The following is a 17,588-nucleotide window of genomic DNA, read 5'->3' as shown; positions in this document are numbered from 1 at the left end:
GGGCCGGGCCCTAGGCTCGCGGCCATGGCGAAGTACTTCGACGTGCACCCGGACAACCCCCAGCGGCGCGCCATCGGCCAGATCGCGGACCTGGTGCGGCACGACGGGCTGATCGCCTACCCGACCGACTCGTGTTACGCGCTCGGGTGCCGGCTCGACAACCCCGAGGGCCTCGACCGCATCCGGGCGATCCGCAAGCTCGACCGGCGGCACCACTTCACGCTGGTCTGCCAGGACTTCGGGCAGCTGGGCCAGTTCGTGCACGTGGACAACGCGGTCTTCCGGGCGATCAAGGCGGCGACGCCGGGCAGCTACACGTTCATCCTGCCGGCCACCAAAGAAGTGCCGCGGCGGCTGATGCACGACAAGAAGAAGACCGTCGGCGTCCGCATCCCGGCACACGTGGTCACCCAGGCGCTGCTGGCCGAACTGGGCGAACCGCTGGTGTCCAGCACGCTGCTGCTGCCGGACGTGCCGGAACCGCTGACGCAGGGCTGGGAGATCAAGGACGAGCTCGACCACGTGCTCGACGCGGTCGTGGACTCCGGTGACTGCGGGGTCGAGCCGACCACGGTGGTCGACTTCTCCTCGGGGGAGGCGGAGATCGTCCGCCGCGGCGCGGGCGACCCGGACCGCTTCGCCTGATCAGTCCGGTTCGGCCGTCCACAGTGGATTTCTGTGCTGCTGCACCAGTTCCAGCCATCGGCGGGCGCGCGGCCCGGTGGCTTCGACGGCCAGCCCGGCGGCCGGGCGGCGGCCGGTGAACAGCAGGCAGAAGTCTTCGGCACGGCCGGAGATCCGGTCCGCCGCGTCGGCGGGGCCGAATTCCCAGAGCGTCCCCGACGGCGCGGTCAGCTCGAACCGGAGCAGCCCGGCGGGCGGCCCGCCGTGCCCGGCGTAGACGTCGCCGCTGGTGCGGACGCCGTAGTAGGCGACGTGGCCGATGGCGTCGTCGCGCGGGAGCCGGGCACCGAGCACATCGGCGATGTCCTGGCCGCGGGCGAACAGGACCGTCGACAGCGCCGCCGCCAGCAGGGACGGCCGCAGCGGGCCACCGGGCCACGGGACGTCCCCGGCCGCGGTGGCCAGCAGCTCGACGGCCTTGCGGTGTTCCGAACGCCAGGCGAGCACGGCGTCGCCGAGCAGGCCGGCGTCGGTGATCCGGGGAGCGGTCCCGGTCCCGGTGCCCTCCACGGCCAGGATGACCCGCCGCGCGACGACCGTCAGTTCGGCGAGGTGGGCGGCGACCGCGCGGGCGGACGGCAGCGGCAAGGCTCCCGCGTGGGCGTGCACCAGGTCCGCGAGGGCGTCCGCCCCGGCCTCCAGATCGGCGTACACGTCGGACATGGTTGCGGCCTCCGTGGCTGATCGGCACTGAGGTGTCGATGCTGCTCCCGGGCCGCCGCCGCGGGCGACTCGCGGGTTGCGGTCCCGGATCGGCTATGTTCGGGACCGGCAAGGCCGGATCCGGGGAGGACACGTGAAGTACCTGCTGGCGATGCACATGAACCCCGACGTCTGGGAGGCGCTGTCCGAGCAGGACAGGGACGAGGTGATGAGCGGCCACGGCGAGTTCATCCGCCGGATCCGGGAGTCAGGGGAGATGATCAGCACCCAGGCCCTCGACGCCCCGGCCCGCAGCGCCGTCGTCCGGGTGACCGACGGGGTCCCGGCGGTGACCGACGGGCCGTTCATCGAGTCGAAGGAGTTCCTGGCCGGGTTCTACCTGGTCGAGTGCTCCTCGCCCGAGCGCGCCCACGAGGTGGCCGCGATGATCCCGGACGCCGGGATCAAGGGGCTCGGCATCGAGGTCCGGCCGGTGGTGTTCTTCGCCGACGCCGAAACCGAATCCGGGTTCACCGGCGGGTGAGCGCGTCCGTCGGGGAGCGCCTGCGGCCGCTGGTGCCCCAGGTGCTCGGTGCGCTCGTGCGTCGGTACGGCCAGTTCGACGCGTGCGAAGACGCCGTCCAGGAGGCACTGCTCGCCGCGTCGCAGCAGTGGCCCGCCGACGGCGTGCCGGACAACCCGTATGGCTGGCTCGTCGCCGTCGCGACCCGGCGGCTCACCGACCACTGGCGCAGCGAAAGCGCGCGGCGGCGGCGGGAGGAGTCCGTCGCGGTCCGCGAGCCGGTGGTGGCGCCCGGGCCGGACGACGACCGGCCGTCCGACGAGGACGACTCGCTCACCCTGCTCTTCCTCTGCTGCCACCCGGCGGTCTCCCCGCCCTCGCAGGTCGCGCTGACGCTGCGCGCGGTCGGCGGGCTGACCACGGCGCAGATCGCCAAGGCCTTCCTCGTGCCCGAAGCCACCATGACCCGGCGCATCACGCGGGCGAAGGAAAGCATCGCGGCGGCAGGCTCGACGTTCGGCGAACCGGACTTGGCCGACCGCGCGGAGCGGCTCCGGGTCGTGCTGCAGGTGCTGTACCTGATCTTCAACGAGGGCTACGCGGCCACGTCCGGGACGGACCTCCAGGCACCCGAGCTGGCGCGCGAAGCGATCCGCCTGACCCGCGGAGTGCACGCGCTGCTGCCGGACGACGGCGAGGTGGCGGGCCTGCTCGCACTGATGCTGCTGACGGACGCACGCCGGCCTGCGCGGGTCGGTCCCGAAGGCGAACTGGTCCCGCTCGCCGAGCAGGACCGCGGGCGGTGGGATCGGGCGATGATCGCCGAGGGCGCCGGCCTGGTCCGCCGTACGCTGGGCCGCCACCCGGTCGGCCCGTACCAGGTGCAGGCGGCCATCGCCGCGCTGCACGACGAAGCGCCCAGCGCGGAGACCACGGACTGGCCGCAGATCGTCCAGCTCTACGCGGTGCTCCAGGAGCTCGCGCCGAGCCCGGTGGTCACGCTGAACCAGGCGATCGCGATCGCGATGGCGGAGGGGCCGGAACGGGGGCTGGAGCTGCTGGCCACCCTGGCGGACGACAGCCGGATGAAGCAGAGCCACCGCCTCGACGCGACCCGGGCCCACCTGCTGGATTTGGCCGGCGACCACGAAGCCGCCCGAACCCACTACCGCCGCGCGGCGGAGGCGACCGCGAGCCGGCCCGAGCAGCGTTATCTGCTGGGGCGGGCTGATCGGCTGGGGTGACTCGCGCGCGTGGCCGGGCCGAGCGGTGGCCGCGGCCCGGCACGGGCTCGTGGGTGGCCACCGCGGGGGTGGCCACCCACGGCATTGTCCTCAGTGGACGACGATGCCCTCCTGCGGCGAAGGTGCCGCGGTGCTGCGGAAGAGCCGGGCGAACAGCTCCAGGTCGGCCGGCCTGCCGTCGATCGCGATGAGGCCCGTGCGGACCGCCTCCGCGGCGCTCGTCCGGCCGCCGATCACGTCGAGAAGGACCCGGCCGTGGTCGTCGGTGAGCTTGTACACCACGCTCGCGTTCGTGCGGTCATCGGTCCTCACTTCGTGAGTGGGTGGAACTGGTTGTGGTCGCCTTCGGAGATGAGCTCGCGGTGCAGCAGCTGCAGGTCGTCGCACGGCTCGACGCCCAGCTCCTCGGCGAGCCGGCGGCGCAGGTCGCGGTACACGGCCATCGCGTCGGACCGGCGGCCACTGCGGCCCAGCACCCGCATCAGCTGCCCGTGCAGTGCTTCGTCCAGCGGGTTGCCCCCGGTCAGCGACCGCAGCTCGCCGATCAGCTCGCGGTGCCGTCCGCTGGCGATCTCCGCCTCGACCAGCAGGTGCAGCGTGGTGCGGTGCTGCTCGGCCAGCTGGGTCACGTACGACTGCAGCACCGGTCCACAAGAGACGTTCGCCAGCGGCGGGCCCGACCACAGGTCCAGCGCCTCGCGGAACCGGCCCGCCGCGTCGTCGTGCCGCCCGTTCCGTTGCAGGACCTGCCCTTCCTGCTGCAGCCGGTCGAAGCGGAAGACGTCCACCTGCGCGGGGTCGATGCGGAAGACGTAGCCCGGGTTCTTGGTGACGAGCAGGTCGTCGGCGTTCTCCGCGAGCCCGTTCTGCTGGATGCACCGCCGCAGGTGGTAGACGTAGGTGTGCAGGGTGGTCCGCACCGTGCGGATCGGGTCGCTGGCCCACAGCTCCTGCATGATCGAGTCGGCGTGGACCAGCCGGCCCGGCCGGACCACCAGCAAGGCCAGCAGCTGCAGGACCTTCGGCGTCGTCGGCGCGTAGTCGACGCCGTCACGCAGGAGGCCGAGCGGGCCGAGGACCGTGAAGCGGACGACACTTTCGGATGGTTCCCGTGGCCGCGGGGTCGCCGTGGCCGCTAGCCTTGTTTCGGAGTACATTGCCGAACGCCTCCAGTGTGCAGCCGTCTGCCGGCTCCCCAGTAGTGCCGCGTCAGGACCGATGTACTCCCGATGTACCGTCGATCCTCCGGCTGTCCACACTCGAATGTGACAGAGCGGCCGGGGTGCGGCCAGTGAGCCGCCCACCAGAGTCGAACTGTGTTTCTCCGCCCGGGCCCGTGCGTTCCGCACTTTTCGCGGCCGCGTGCCGCGGACTCCCGACCGGCCGGATTGGCCGTCCGGATCATGCCGCCCGGCCGGGCGAACGGCGGAAGGCCGGTGCTCACTCGCCGTGTCGGGGCAGCTTTCACAACGGATCCGTGCGAAGTGCACGACGGGAGCCGTGCCCTTCGCACGGGTTCGGCGTTCCCCGCCGACAGCGCCTTCTCCGGTCTCCGCCGAGGCTCGATCGGTCGTCCACCGACCCGCGACATCCGGCGTCTTACCTGGCGGCGAGGGAAATCCAAGCGGAGGAATTCGAGGTTGGACTGATGATCTTGCGATCGGTTGCGTACCCGGGGGCGCAGCGGGAGGCCGGCGAGCCACCGGAGGACGCGGACCGGCTCAGACGCGAAGAACCCGTCCAGCCGGCGATCCTGCGGGCGATCGAGCTGCTGCTCGAACGCTACTTCGAGCCCATCACCCTGTCGGCCCTGGCCGCCGAGGTGTACGTGAGCCCCTTCCACTTCTCGCGCATCTTCGCGAAGGCGACCGGGGTCACTCCGGGCCGGTTCCTGACGGCCGTGCGCCTGTTCGAGGCGAAACGGTTGCTGCTGACCACTTCCCTGACCGTGTCGGACATCGTCTGCAGCGTCGGCTACAGCAGCGTCGGCACCTTCACCAGCCGGTTCGTCCGGGCCGTCGGCATGACGCCGACCGAGTACCGCGAACCGGACGTCGGCGAGCTGCTCGTCGCGCACTCGGCGTACTTCCAGCGGCTGCCGTCGCAGCGGTCGCTGCGCGAAGCCGGCTGCGCTTCGCAGCCGATGGGCACCGGCCACCTGGACGTCGACCTGGTGTTGCCGGACGACGCGGCCCCGGCCACCGTTCTCGTCGGCGTGTTCGCCGACAACGTGCCGCAGCGCGGCCCGGTCGCCTTCGGCGGCTCGGCCAACACCAGGTCCGGGCGGTTGACCGTGCACGGCGTGCCGGAGGGCAACTGGACCGTGATTGCGATCGCCGACCACAGCGTGCACGCCAAGAGCGGCCCCGCTTTCACGGTCGGGACCGCCTCGGCCGCCGTGTCGCCGTTCGACCCGCCGGGCGTCACCGTCCGGCTGCGACGGCCCGCGCTGACCGACCCGCCGATCGCGATCACCCTGGCGTCCCGGCCGACGCCGTCGAGCCGGCAGCAGTTCGCCACGCAACGGCCGCACCTGCGCGCCGTCGCCTGAGCCCCGTTCCTCCGACGACAGGAAGATCCGGATGTCGACTCTGCTCGGCGTGCTGCGCAAGCGCGTGCTCGCTCCCTCCCTCGCGTCCGTCGGCTTCGCCGAGCGCGGGTTCCCGGTGGTGCACACCGACGCCACGGCCCGCCTGGAAGCGGTGCCGCAGGCGGTCGTGTGCGGGTTCGAATGGGCCATCGAAGGCGCGTCGCTGTGGGAGATCGAGCGGCGCCTCGCGCTGATCGAGCCCGAACAGCGCGGGTTCGCCTACGAGGGCGCGGCGATGGGCTATTCCGTCCTCGACGCCATGCCCGGCGGCGGCTCGGACCGGACCCGCGAGCTGCTCGAAGGACCGGGCCGCCCGCACATCTTCCTGACCTACATCGGGATCGGGTTCGCGATGGCGCGGCTGCCGCGTCCACTGTGGAAGAAGATGCTGCCCGAGCTGACCGGGGTGGCCTACCACCCGGTGATGAGCTGGCTCGCCGTCGACGGCTACGGCTTCGACCGCGCCTACTTCGACACCGGGAAGTGGGTGGAGCGGCAGGCCGCCCCGGAGCCCTACCCGTGGGCCGGCCGTCCGGAGTACTTCGCCCGCGCATTCGACCAGGGGGTCGGCCGCGCGCTGTGGTTCATCCACGGCGGGAACCCGGACGCGGTGGCCGCCGCGGCCGGCCGGTTCGCCGAATCCCGCCGCGCCGACCTGTGGAGCGGGATCGGGCTCGCCGCGACGTTCGCGGGCGGCAGTGACGAGCTCGGGCTGGCCCGGCTGCGCCGGGCGGCCGGCGGGTACCACGACGAGCTCGGCCTGGGCGTGGTGTTCGCGGTGAAGGCGCGGACCTATTCCGGATACGTCCCGGCGCACACCGACCTCGCGTGCGGTGCCCTGGCCGACCTGACCGTGCAGGAGGCGCAGAACCTGGCCGACCGCACCGAGCGCGCCGACGGCGACGACGGGCCGGTGCCGCCCTACGAGCTGTGGCGGGAGCGGATCCGGGAAGAGCTCCGTCCCGCCGCCGCGCGACGGGCGAGTTGAGCGGTGATCTCACGCAACCGTGGAGTAGACCGCCGACCAGCGGATCTGTGACCGTGGAAGAGACGAGCAGAACCAAGTCTCATTCGACCCGTGAGGGGGAGAGTGCGTTGGGCAATGGCTGGCGCGCGCTCAGACGCCGCATCCTGACACCGAACGTTTCGGAGACCTCGCTGGAAAAGCGTGGCTTCCACCGCAAGAGCCCAGCCGCTCAAGAACGACTCGAGACCATCGGGGAGAAATTCCTCCTCGGGTACGCGCACGCGGTCGAGGCCCGTTCGGTCGAGCAAGCCGAAGAATGGCTCGAGCGCATTCCACCGCAGTTCCGCGGCTTCGCCTACGAAGGCGCGGGAATGGGGTACGGCGTCCTCGACGGGCTGCCGTTCGGCAAGAGCACGAACATCGCCGAATTCCTGGCCGGCCCCGGTGAGAAGCACGACTACATCATCTACGTCGGGGTCGGCTGGGCCATGTGCCGGCTCCCGCGGTTCGCGTGGCCGAAGGCCTCGGCGTTCGACCCGCTGCTGCGCTGGCTCGTGCTCGACGGCTACGGCTTCCACCAGGCGTACTTCAAGACCGACCAATACATCCGGCAGCAGTACCAGGAGCCGGGTTTCTCGTGGCCGGACAAGCGCTACGACGGTTACGCGTTGCGCGCCATCGACCAGGGCATCGGCCGGGCGCTGTGGTTCATCTGCGGTACCGACGTCGAGCTGGTGACGAAGACGATCGAGGAGTTCCCCGAGTCGCGCCACGGCGACCTGTACGCCGGGGTCGGGCTGGCCTCGACCTACGCGTGCGGCGTCACGGCCGACGAGCTGCGGGAACTGGTCGACCGGGCCGGCATCCACCACGGGCCGCTGGCGCAGGGAAGCGCGTTCGCGGCCGAGTGCCGGGTGCGCTCGGGCCTGATGATCCCGGAGACCGAGATGGCGGCCCGGGCGATCTGCGGGCTCCCGGCCGAGCGCGCGGCGGCCATCACGCAAGAGGTCCGGCCGGAGGTGGTCGTCGACGGTGACGACGTCCCGGCGTTCGAAACCTGGCGGCGGCGGATCGCCGACGAAGTCCTGACGCACGGAGGTGTGCACGAATGACCGCGACCTTGGGCCGGCTGCGCAAGCAGCTGGCGGGCATCGTGGCGCTGGCGCTGATCTTCACCCTGTTCCTGGTCGCGCGCCTGCCCAGCGTCTCCGCCGCCGAGCAGGACTCGATGGCGAGCAAGTTCCACTTCACGCCGATGTCGATCGCGCTGCCCGCGGCGAAGAAGGCGCAGTCGATCCGCACGGTGAACAAGGAGTACGAGGACATCGCCGCGTGGATCTCCTCGGTCGGCGCCGCGATCGCGCTCAACGACATCAGCGGCACCGGCAAGGCCAACGACCTCTGCCTGGTCGACACCCGCAGCGACCAGGTCGTCATCACGCCGTCGCCGGACTCGGGCCCGCGGTACGCGCCCTTCGAGCTCGACCCCGCGCCGGTGCTGCCGACGTGGGACTACATGGCGCCGATGGGCTGCGTCCCGGGTGACTACAACGAAGACGGCCGTACCGACGTCCTGGCCTACTACTGGGGCCGCACGCCGGTGCTGTTCCTGCAGAAGGCCACCGCGGCGAAGTTCGACGCGGCCGCGTTCCAGCCGGTCGAGCTGGTGGCGGGCAACCACCGCGGCCCGGACGGGAAGTACAACGGCCCGATGTGGAACACCGACTCCGCCACCATCGGCGACTTCGACGGTGACGGGCACGTCGACATCTTCATCGGGAACTACTTCCCGGACAGCCGGGTCCTCGACCCGAACGCCGACGGCGGCATCACGATGAACCAGTCGATGTCGCACGCGCTGAACTCGGGCGCGAAGTACATCTACCGCTGGACCGGCGCCGCGTCCGGCGCGAACCCGAGCGCGCAGTACGTCGATGCTTCGCAGGGCATCCCGGAAGTCGCCCGCTACGGCTGGACGCTGGCCTCCAGCGCGACCGACATCGACGGCGACAGCCTGCCGGAGCTCTACATCGCCAACGACTTCGGGCACGACCGGCTGCTCTACAACAAGTCCACGCCGGGTCACATCGAGCTCGCCGAGGTCACCGGCGTCCGCGGGATCACCGACCCGAAGTCGAAGGTGCTGGGCAACGACTCCTTCAAGGGCATGGGCGTCGACTTCGGCGACCTGAACCACGACGGGCTCTACGACCTGTTCGTCAGCAACATCACCACGTCGTGGGGCATCGAAGAGTCGAACTTCCAGTTCATGAACACCGCGAAGAACACCATGGACCTGCGCAAGCAGCTGCAGGACGGGGTCGCGCCGTTCGACGACGTGAGCGGCAGCCAGGGGACCGCCTGGTCCGGCTGGGGCTGGGACGTCAAAATCCAGGACTTCAACAACGGCGGCGAGAACCAGATCGCGCAGGCGACCGGGTTCGTCAAGGGCCAGGTCAACCGCTGGCCGAACCTGCAGGAGCTGGCCACGGCGCACGACGGCCTGCTGTCCAACCCGCTCTGGTGGCCGAACGCCCGTGCCGGTGACGACATCGGCGGCGACCACACCCTGCACTTCTTCGTGAAGAGCGCGGACGGCCGGTACACTGACCTCGCGCCGCAGCTGGGCCTGGCGGTCCCGGTGCCCACCCGCGGCATCGCCGTCGGCGACACCGACGGCGACGGCCTGCCCGAGTTCGCGGTGGCGCGGCAGTACGAGGCGCCGATCTTCTACCACAACGACAGCCCGAACCCGGGCAAGTACCTGCAGCTGAAGCTGACCACCGACGCCCCGGTGGCGCCCGGCCCGCTGCCCGCGGCCGGCCCGCCCGCGATCGGCGCCCAGGCCACCGTGACGACGGCGGACGGCAAGAAGTACCTCGGCCGGGTCGACGGCAGCAGCGGTGAGGCCGGCCGGCGCAGTTTCGACGTCCAGATCGGCCTCGGGCACGACGTCAGCGGCCCGCTCGACGTGCACCTGCAGTGGCGGGACCGGACCGGGCAGCTGCGGACCCAGAACCTGAAGCTCGAACCCGGTTGCCACATGTACCAGCTCGGCACCACGGCGAAGGAAGCGATGTGACGTGATGGCCACCCCGACTCTGACCAAAGTGGACACCACGCCACCCAAGCGGACCAACAAGGTCGTCACCGCCTTGCGCCGCTTCGCGATCTCGATCACGATCTTCAACATCATCGGCTACACCGTGCTCGGCTTCGAGCAGCCGTGGCTGTACCCGTTCGTCGCGCTGGCGACCGCGTACACCACGGAGATCCTGCTCGAAATCATCAACGCCCGCGTCACCTCCCGTGCGGTCCGCTTCAAGGGCAACGGGTTCAAGGGTCTGATGGAGTTCCTGCTCCCGGCGCACATCACCGGGCTCGCCCTGAACATGCTGACCTACGTCAACGACCGGATCCTCGTGATGATCTTCGGCGTGGTCGTCGCGGTCGGCGCGAAGTGGATCCTGCAGGCACCGGTGTACGGCCGGATGCGGCACTACATGAACCCGTCGAACTTCGGCATCACGATCATCCTGCTCGTGTTCCCGTGGGCGAGCATCGCCCCGCCGTACCACTTCACGGAGCAGATCCCCACCTGGGGCGGCTGGCTGATCGTCGGCATCATCCTCGTGTCGGGCACGGTGCTCAACGCGCTGCTGACCGGCCGGATGTTCCTCATCGCGGGCTGGCTGAGCTTCTTCGTCATCCAGGCCGTCGTCCGCGGCTGGCTCTTCGGCACGTCGATCCCCGGCGCGCTGGCGATGGCCACCGGTGTCGCGTTCGTGCTCTACACCAACTACATGGTGACCGACCCGGGCACGTCGCCGTCGAAGCCGGGTTCGCAGTTCGCCTTCGGGGCCGGGGTGGCACTCGCGTACGGCTTCTTCACCGCCGTGCACGTGGCCTACGGGCTCTTCCTGGCCACCGCGACCGTCTGCCTGATCCGCGGCATGTTCCTGTGGGCGCTGCACTTCTCGAACAAGGCGCGGATCAAGTTCGAGGCCGAGCAGGCCGAGCAGAAGGCGAAACTGGAGCTCGCGCCCGCGCCGGCGGAAGCGGACGGCGAGAAGCCGGGAACCGTCGCGGCATGACCGGCCGCCAGCACCGAGCCCGGGCGGCGCACCTCGCGCCGCCCGGGCCGCCGCGCCGGGCGACCCTCCGGTTGCTGAAGCAGCTCTTCACCGACCGGCTCGCGCTCATGGGCGACAACGCCGAGATCTACGGCGACGTCGTCCGCATCGCCATCGGCCCGAAGGCGATGTACCTGGTGAACCACCCGGACCTCGCGAAGCACGTCCTCGCGGACAACGCCGCGAACTACCACAAGGGCATCGGCCTGCAGGAGGCCCGCCGGGCCCTCGGCGACGGCCTGCTCACCAGCGACGGCGAGACGTGGCGCGAGCAGCGGCGGACCATTCAGCCGGTGTTCCAGCCGAAGCGGATCTCGCGGCAGGCCGCCGTCGTCGCGGCCGAAGTGGACGCGCTGATCCAGCGGCTCGCCGCGCACGACGGGCCGGTCGAGATCCTGCACGAGATGACCGGCCTGACCCTCGGCGTGCTCGGCAAGACGCTGCTCGACGCCGAGCTCGGCGGGTACGAAACGCTCGGCCACTCGTTCGAGGCCGTGCAGGACCAGGCCATGTTCGAGGCGGTCACGCTCAGCGCGATCCCGCAGTGGGTGCCGCTGAAGAAGCAGCTGGAGTTCCGCACCGCGCGCGACGACCTGCGCCGGATCGCCGACGAGCTCGTCGAGCAGCGGCTGGCGAACCCGGTCGAGAACGGCGAGGACGTGCTGTCGCGGCTGATCGCGTCCGGGTCCGCGCAGGGTGCGTCGCGCGAACGCATGCGGGACGAGCTGATCACCCTGCTGCTGGCCGGGCACGAGACGACGGCGAGCACGCTCGGCTGGGCGTTCCACCTGATCGACGAGCACCCGGACGTCGGCGAGCGGCTGCACGCCGAAGCCGTCGAAGTGCTGGGTGACCGCCTGCCCGAGCACGAGGACCTGCGCCGGCTCACCTACACCGCGGCCGTGGTCGAGGAAGTCATGCGGCTGTACCCGCCGGTGTGGCTGCTGCCGCGGGTCGCCCAGGCCGACGACGAGATCGGCGGGTACCACGTGCCGGCCGGCTCCGACGTCGTCGTGGTGCCCTACACGCTGCACCGGCACCCGGGGTTCTGGACCGACCCGGAGCGGTTCGACCCCGGCCGGTTCGACCCGGCGAACCCGGCCGGACGGCCGCCGCGCTACGCCTACATCCCGTTCGGCGCCGGGCCGAGGTTCTGCATCGGCAACAGCCTCGGCGTGATGGAGGCGGTGTTCGTGCTCGCCATGGCGGCGCGGGACCTGGTGCTGCGGAAGGTGCCGGGCAAGGTCGTCGACCCCGAAGCGATGCTCTCGCTGCGGGTGCGCGGCGGGCTGCCGATGACCGTGCACCGCCGGGAACGGGTGCGGCGGGCCGAGGCCGCCTGAGTTCACTGTGGACATTCGATGAGGAGGTAGGCCGGTGCAACCCGAAGCCACCGAAGAAGAACGCGTCAAGAACCTGACCCTCGAGGCCTACGCGGACACGATCGTGCCGGGGGAGAAGCGGAACGAGGACGACCGGGCGATCGCCGGGGCCGCGCCCGGCCCCGGCGCGGTGGCGGCGGGCGCGCTCGAGCTGCTGAACTTCGACGCGACCGGCGTCACCGTCGGCCTGCCCTACCTCGCGCAGTCGCTCAACGATCACGCGAAGACCTACGCGGGCGAAGTGGAATTCGCGCTCGACCACGACGTCCCGCCGTTCGTCGCGCTGCCCTACGAGCACCGCCGCGAGCTGGTGCGGCGGCTGACCGCGCCCGGCCACCCGGAGAAGGACGGCTGGGTCAGCCTCGCGCTGTTCTGCAACATGGCCTTCGACAGCGCCGCGCACAAGCACACCGCCGACGCCATTCGCGAAGGGCACCCGGGCCTGCTGGCGCTGGGCTACACCCCACCGGATGCCGACGGGTTCTGGCGGTTCCCGAAGTACGGCTACGGCCGCAAGCTGGCCGAGCTCCACCCCGACACCACGCCTTCCGGGAGCCCCGCATGACTGCCATCGACAAGACCGACGTCGTCATCGTCGGCAGCGGCTTCGGCGGATCCATCCCCGCCTACCACCTCGCCGCCGGCGGGGCCAAGGTCACCGTGCTGGAGCGCGGGCCGTGGCTGGCCTCGGCCGACTTCGAGCACGACTACCTGCTCGGCTCGTCCTACACGCGGGCGTTCGACTTCGTCGTCGGCGACGGGATGAGCGTGCTCGGCGGCAACTGCGTCGGCGGCGGCAGCGTCGTGTACTTCGCCGCGATGCCGCGGGCGCCGAAGTTCGTCTTCGAGCGCCACGGCAGCATCGGGCGCCGGATGTGGCCGTGGGTGATCAACCGCGACTCGCTCGAGCCGTGGTACGACCGGGTCGACGAGTCGCTGCCCGTGTCCAAACAGGACTGGAGTGACGTCTCCTACGCCGGCGGGCTGTGGGCCGCGGCCTGCAACCACTCGGGCCGGACGGCCAACCCGGCGCCGGTCGCGGTCGACAACGACACCTGCGTCAACTGCAACTTCATGATGGCGGGCTGCAAGTTCGACGCCAAGCGCTCGATGCTGACGAACTACCTGCCCGCGGCCCTGTCGCACGGCGCGGAGATCCGTCCGCTGCACGAGGTCCAGCGGCTCGAGCGCACCGAGGACGGCGGCTACCGCGTCTACTTCGACCTGATCGACGAGGAAGACTACCGGATCCACACCGGCAGCGGCGTGATCGAGGCGAAGATCGTGATCATCGCCGCCGGCGCGGGGGCCACCCCGGTGATCCTGCAGCGCTCGGAGGCCGCGCTCGGCACGATGCCGCACGGCGTCGGCCGGTACTTCTCCGGCAACGGCGAGCGGCTCAACACCGCGATCATCGACGAGGACCGCGTCCGCGAGGTGCTGGGACTGTCCCGTGAGGACGGTCCGGTCTACTCGGCCAACCACATCGGCAAGGGCCCGACCGTCGCGAACTGGGACAAGCTCGACGGGTCGCTGCCGGAGTACGAGCGGTACTCGCTGGAGCAGCTGTACTTCCCGCCGGGCCTGGGCACCATCCTCGCCCAGGTGCCCGGCGGCGAGGAGCCGCGCTGGTTCGGGGCGGAGAAGAAGGAAATCCTCAAGCAGTGGGCCAACTGGCTGACGATCTTCCTGATGACCGAGGACGACAACGAAGGCGTGTTCGGCGCCCCGCCGCCCACCGGGAACGCCTACCGGATTTCGCAGCAGATGCTCGGCCGCGGCTCGCTGCGCTACGAGCCGACGACGAACACCCGGCGCGGCTGGGCGCTGGCCGACGCGGACTGCAAGGCGATCATCGAGAAGGACGGCCTGGCGAAGGTCGCGCCGTGGACCAACGACGTCGTCGGGGCGTACACCGTGCACCCGCTGGCGTCCTGCCGGATCGGTGACGACCCGGCGACGTCGGCGCTGTACCCGAACCACGAGCTGCGCAACCACCCGGGCATCTTCGTCACCGACAGCGCGGCGGTGCCGGGCGCGCTGACGGTGAACCCGGCGATGACCATCGCCGCGCTCGCCGAGCGGTCGATCCCGGGCATCGTCCGGGCCCTGCAGGCCCGCGACGTCGACGTCAAGTACGGCGCGCCGGCCCCCGACGGTTCGATCACGGGCCGCCGGGCGGTGTCCAAACTGGACCTGGTCGCCGGGAACTGAGGCACGAAACCCGGAACTCGCGTGATTGAAGCCGGAACTCGCGTGATTCGGCGCGGTACGGCTCCGATCACGCGAGTTACGGCTCTGATCACGCGAGTTACGGCTTCCGGTACGCGGGTTCGCCGGGCTGAGGAGGAAGTATGGCGGCGGGGTTGGTGCGGGTTGCCTTGCGGCGGGTGCTGCGGGAGGTGCGGTACGTCGACGTCGTGCGGCCGGGGCGGGCGCAGGGGCTCGTGCGGGAGGTCTACCGGCAGGTCGAGCGGGACTTCGGGATGCTCGCCCCGCCGATCGCGCTGCACTCGGCGTCGCCGGAGGTGCTGGCCGCGGCGTGGCTGATGCTGCGGGAGTCGCTGGTGGCGGGCGGGTCGGCGAGCCGGGCCGGCAAGGAGGCCGTCGCGGCCGCCGTGTCCGCGGCGAACTCGTGCCCGTACTGCGTCGAGGTGCACGCGATGGCGCTCGGGTCGCTGGGCGAGCCGGCCGCCGCCGCGGCCATCGGCGCCGGGACCATCGCGTCCATTCCGGACGGTGCCCTGCGCGCGCTGGCCGCGTGGGCGGGCGGCGAAGGCAGCCTCCTGCCCGCGGACGTGCCGGACGACGTCGCGGCGGAGTACACGGCCGTGGCCGTCGCGTTCCACTACCTCAACCGGATGGTGAGCGTGTTCCTCGGGCCGTCGCCGCTGCCGGAGGCCGTTCCGCCGTCGGCGCGGGCGAAGGCCAAGGCCGTGCTGGGCTTCCTGCTCAAGCCGGGTGCCGCGCCGCCGGCCGGGCAGGCACTGGACCTGCTGCCCGCCGCGCCGGGGCCGGAGCCGGGCGACACGCTGTCGGACGCCTTCGCGCGGGCCGTGGTGGCGATCGAGGCCGCCGGGGAACGCTCGGTGCCGTCCCGCGTGCGGGAGCTCGTCCGCCGGGAACTCAAGGCGTGGGACGGGACACCGCCCGGGCTGAGCCGCGCGTGGGTGGAGCCGGTCCTGGCCGAACTCCCGGCGGAGGAACGCGCCGCCGGCCGGGTCGCCCTGCTGACCGCCCGGTCCGCCTACCAGGTGACGGACGCCGACATCGCCGCGGTCAGTCCGGAGCGGACAGACCACCGCGGGGTGGTCGAGCTGGTGTCGTGGGCGGCCCTCACCGCGGCCGTGGCGGCGGGCGACCGGCTCCGCCCGCGAAGAGAAGACTTCCCAGGCCGCAACGGTGATGATCGATCGGGAGAAGACGTCGCATCGGGGAAAGGACTGACAGGTGACTGACACCACGGGCGTGATCGCCGACCTGACCGCCGAGGCCGCCGAGGTGGACGCGCTCGTCGCGGGGCTCACCGAGGCGGAGTGGGACACCCCCACGCCCGCGCCGGGTTGGACCGTCCGCCACCAGATCGCGCACCTCGCGTTCATCTTCCGGATCGCGGGGCTGTCGGCGGCGCAGCCGGAGGCGTTCGTGGCCATGACGAAGTCGCTGTCCGGCGGGTTCGAGGCCGCAGTCAACGCCGCGCTGGAGGACTACGTCCACGACCCGGCCGAGGTGCTCCTGACGCGCTGGCGGGCCGAGCGGGACGCGGGGCTCAAGGCCCTCGCGGCCGTGCCCGGGAACCAGCTGGTGCCGTGGCTGGTGAACCCGCTGCCGCCGTACGTGCTGGCGTGCGCGGGGATGATGGAGGTGTTCGGCCACGGCCAGGACATCGCCGACGCGCTCGGCGTGCGCCTCGAGCGCACCGACCGGATCCGGCACATCGCCGGGTTTTCCGTTCGGGTCCGGGACTTCGGCTACGAGGCGCGGAACCTGACGCCGCCCGCGGAGGAGTTCCGGTTCGAACTCACCGCGCCTTCGGGCGCGCGCTGGGCGTTCGGGCCGGAGGACGCGGCCCAGCGGGTCACCGGCAGTGCCGAGGACTTCTGCCTGCTCGTCACCCGGCGGCGGCACCGCTTCGACCTCGACGTGCGGGCGACGGGCACGCTGGCCGACCAGTGGCTCGACATCGCCCAGGCCTATCGCGGGCCGGCCGGGGCGGGGCGCCGCCCCGGCCAGTTCGACGCATGAATCCTTTGTGGACAGTACAGGTCGGTGTCCGGTCGTGCTGACGACCCGGGCACGGGCAGCAAGAGGAGAAGCCGGTCCGCATCGCCCGGAGATGCTGGACCGGATGGCCCGGCGACCCGGAGCACCGGGCAGCGGCGGCGCCGCCAGACGGAGACAGGCCAGCGCCTGGACCCCGGGTCCAGCACCGGTGGGCAGCGGGGACCGGATGGTTCCGATGGTATGGGGCTCGAGAGCCAGTGGGAGTGCGGTGGCATGAGCGTAGAGCGGATTTCGATCGTCGGTATCGGTCTCCGGTACCCCGACGCGAGTTCTCCGGAGGAGCTCTGGGAAAACGTGCTCGCCGGGCGGCGGGCGTTCCGCAGGCTGCCGGACGAGCGGATGAACCGGGCGGACTACTACTCACCCGATCCGAAGGCACCGGACCGCTTCTACTCGCAGAAGGCGGCCGTGCTGCGGGGTTACGAGTTCGACCGGGTGACGCACAAGATCGCCGGCAGCACCTTCCGGGCGACCGACACGACGCACTGGCTGGCCCTCGAGGTCGCCGCGGAGGCCCTCGCGGACGCCGGGTTCGGTGACGGCGAAGGCGCCCCGAAGCAGAGCACCGGCGTCGTCATCGGCAACAGCCTGACCGGTGAGTTCTCCCGCGCCAACATCATGCGGCTGCGCTGGCCGTACGTGCGCCGCACGGTCGCGGCGGCGCTGACCGCCCGCGGCTGGGAGGACGAGGAGACCGCGAACTTCCTGCGGGAGCTCGAAGTCCAGTACAAGGAGCCGTTCCCCGAGATCAACGAGGACTCTCTCGCCGGCGGCCTGGCCAACACGATCGCCGGCCGGGTCTGCAACTACTTCGACTTCGCCGGCGGCGGGTACACCGTCGACGGCGCCTGCTCGTCCTCGCTGCTGTCGGTGGTGACCGCGGCCAACGCGCTCGTCCAGGGCGACTTCGACCTCGCCATCGCCGGTGGCGTCGACCTGTCGATCGACCCGTTCGAGGTGATCGGCTTCGCGAAGACCGGCGCGCTCGCCAAGCGCGAGATGAAGGTCTACGACGCCGATTCGAACGGCTTCTGGCCCGGCGAGGGCTCGGGCATGCTGGTCCTGATGCGCGAGAGTGACGCGCTGGAGCAGGGCAAGCGGATCTACGCGTCGATCGGCGGCTGGGGCGTGTCGTCCGA

17 protein-coding genes are annotated in these 17,588 nt (G+C 71.3%); 14 read left to right on the top strand and 3 right to left on the bottom strand.

The window, feature by feature from the left end; all coding sequences use genetic code 11:
• Positions 1–24: 24 nt before the first annotated feature.
• Positions 25–645: an L-threonylcarbamoyladenylate synthase gene (locus ACWEVN_RS18870; RefSeq protein WP_449687542.1), complete on the top strand. Its 621-nt coding sequence runs from the start codon at positions 25–27 to the stop codon at positions 643–645.
• Here the strand turns inward: ACWEVN_RS18870 and ACWEVN_RS18865 are convergent, their stop codons facing one another.
• Positions 646–1,347, bottom strand: a complete 702-nt coding sequence (locus ACWEVN_RS18865; RefSeq protein WP_452052084.1) for a maleylpyruvate isomerase family mycothiol-dependent enzyme — start codon at positions 1,345–1,347, stop codon at positions 646–648.
• Positions 1,348–1,480: 133 nt separating this feature from the next.
• On the opposite strand from ACWEVN_RS18865, the gene ACWEVN_RS18860 reads away from it, so the two are divergent.
• Positions 1,481–1,870, top strand: a complete 390-nt coding sequence (locus ACWEVN_RS18860) for a YciI family protein (protein WP_452052083.1) — start codon at positions 1,481–1,483, stop codon at positions 1,868–1,870.
• Positions 1,867–3,093 (top strand): RNA polymerase sigma factor, encoded by a 1,227-nt coding sequence (locus tag ACWEVN_RS18855; protein ID WP_452052082.1) that lies wholly within the window; start codon positions 1,867–1,869, stop codon positions 3,091–3,093. Before ACWEVN_RS18860 ends, ACWEVN_RS18855 begins: the two co-directional genes overlap by 4 nt.
• A 90-nt stretch (positions 3,094–3,183) precedes the next feature.
• Here the strand turns inward: ACWEVN_RS18855 and ACWEVN_RS18850 are convergent, their stop codons facing one another.
• Entirely contained in the window at positions 3,184–3,405 is a 222-nt protein-coding gene (locus ACWEVN_RS18850) for a hypothetical protein (protein ID WP_452052081.1), read from the bottom strand.
• Positions 3,402–4,250, bottom strand: a complete 849-nt coding sequence (locus tag ACWEVN_RS18845; protein WP_449685919.1) for an AfsR/SARP family transcriptional regulator — start codon at positions 4,248–4,250, stop codon at positions 3,402–3,404. The genes ACWEVN_RS18850 and ACWEVN_RS18845 overlap by 4 nt, the downstream gene beginning before the upstream one ends.
• Before the next feature lie 491 nt (positions 4,251–4,741).
• On the opposite strand from ACWEVN_RS18845, the gene ACWEVN_RS18840 reads away from it, so the two are divergent.
• From ACWEVN_RS18840 to ACWEVN_RS18790, 11 genes are all read left to right on the top strand, one after another.
• The gene (locus ACWEVN_RS18840; protein WP_452052080.1) at positions 4,742–5,644 is read left to right on the top strand and encodes a helix-turn-helix domain-containing protein; all 903 of its coding nucleotides are present in this window, start codon (positions 4,742–4,744) and stop codon (positions 5,642–5,644) included.
• 31 nt (positions 5,645–5,675) lie between these two features.
• Positions 5,676–6,671, top strand: coding sequence for a DUF1702 family protein (locus ACWEVN_RS18835; RefSeq protein ID WP_449685917.1), 996 nt, complete (start codon positions 5,676–5,678; stop codon positions 6,669–6,671).
• Positions 6,672–6,778: 107 nt separating this feature from the next.
• Entirely contained in the window at positions 6,779–7,762 is a 984-nt protein-coding gene (locus ACWEVN_RS18830) for a DUF1702 family protein (protein WP_191307823.1), read from the top strand.
• Positions 7,759–9,732: an FG-GAP repeat domain-containing protein gene (locus tag ACWEVN_RS18825; protein ID WP_449685916.1), complete on the top strand. Its 1,974-nt coding sequence runs from the start codon at positions 7,759–7,761 to the stop codon at positions 9,730–9,732. The genes ACWEVN_RS18830 and ACWEVN_RS18825 overlap by 4 nt, the downstream gene beginning before the upstream one ends.
• Before the next feature lie 4 nt (positions 9,733–9,736).
• Positions 9,737–10,744: an enediyne biosynthesis protein gene (locus ACWEVN_RS18820; protein ID WP_449685915.1), complete on the top strand. Its 1,008-nt coding sequence runs from the start codon at positions 9,737–9,739 to the stop codon at positions 10,742–10,744.
• Positions 10,741–12,126 carry a cytochrome P450 gene (locus ACWEVN_RS18815; RefSeq protein WP_449685914.1) on the top strand — a complete coding sequence of 462 codons (1,386 nt, stop codon included), beginning with the start codon at positions 10,741–10,743 and terminating at the stop codon, positions 12,124–12,126. The genes ACWEVN_RS18820 and ACWEVN_RS18815 overlap by 4 nt, the downstream gene beginning before the upstream one ends.
• A 34-nt stretch (positions 12,127–12,160) precedes the next feature.
• Entirely contained in the window at positions 12,161–12,730 is a 570-nt protein-coding gene (locus ACWEVN_RS18810; protein ID WP_452052079.1) for a DUF5987 family protein, read from the top strand.
• On the top strand, positions 12,727–14,379 hold the full coding sequence (locus ACWEVN_RS18805; protein ID WP_452052078.1) for a GMC family oxidoreductase N-terminal domain-containing protein: 1,653 nt from the start codon (positions 12,727–12,729) through the stop codon (positions 14,377–14,379). Before ACWEVN_RS18810 ends, ACWEVN_RS18805 begins: the two co-directional genes overlap by 4 nt.
• Positions 14,380–14,519: 140 nt before the next feature.
• A complete protein-coding gene (locus tag ACWEVN_RS18800) occupies positions 14,520–15,623 on the top strand; it encodes a carboxymuconolactone decarboxylase family protein (RefSeq protein WP_452052077.1) in 1,104 nt (367 codons plus the stop codon).
• A complete protein-coding gene (locus ACWEVN_RS18795; RefSeq protein ID WP_449685910.1) occupies positions 15,616–16,410 on the top strand; it encodes a TIGR03084 family metal-binding protein in 795 nt (264 codons plus the stop codon). The genes ACWEVN_RS18800 and ACWEVN_RS18795 overlap by 8 nt, the downstream gene beginning before the upstream one ends.
• 252 nt (positions 16,411–16,662) lie before the next feature.
• A partial coding sequence (locus ACWEVN_RS18790; protein ID WP_452052076.1) for a beta-ketoacyl synthase N-terminal-like domain-containing protein occupies positions 16,663–17,588 on the top strand: 926 nt, incomplete at its 3' end.

The organism is Amycolatopsis sp. NPDC003861 (assembly GCF_053605405.1).
Note: the sequence above shows the minus strand (reverse complement) of the source record. Positions and strands in the feature narration are given on the sequence as shown.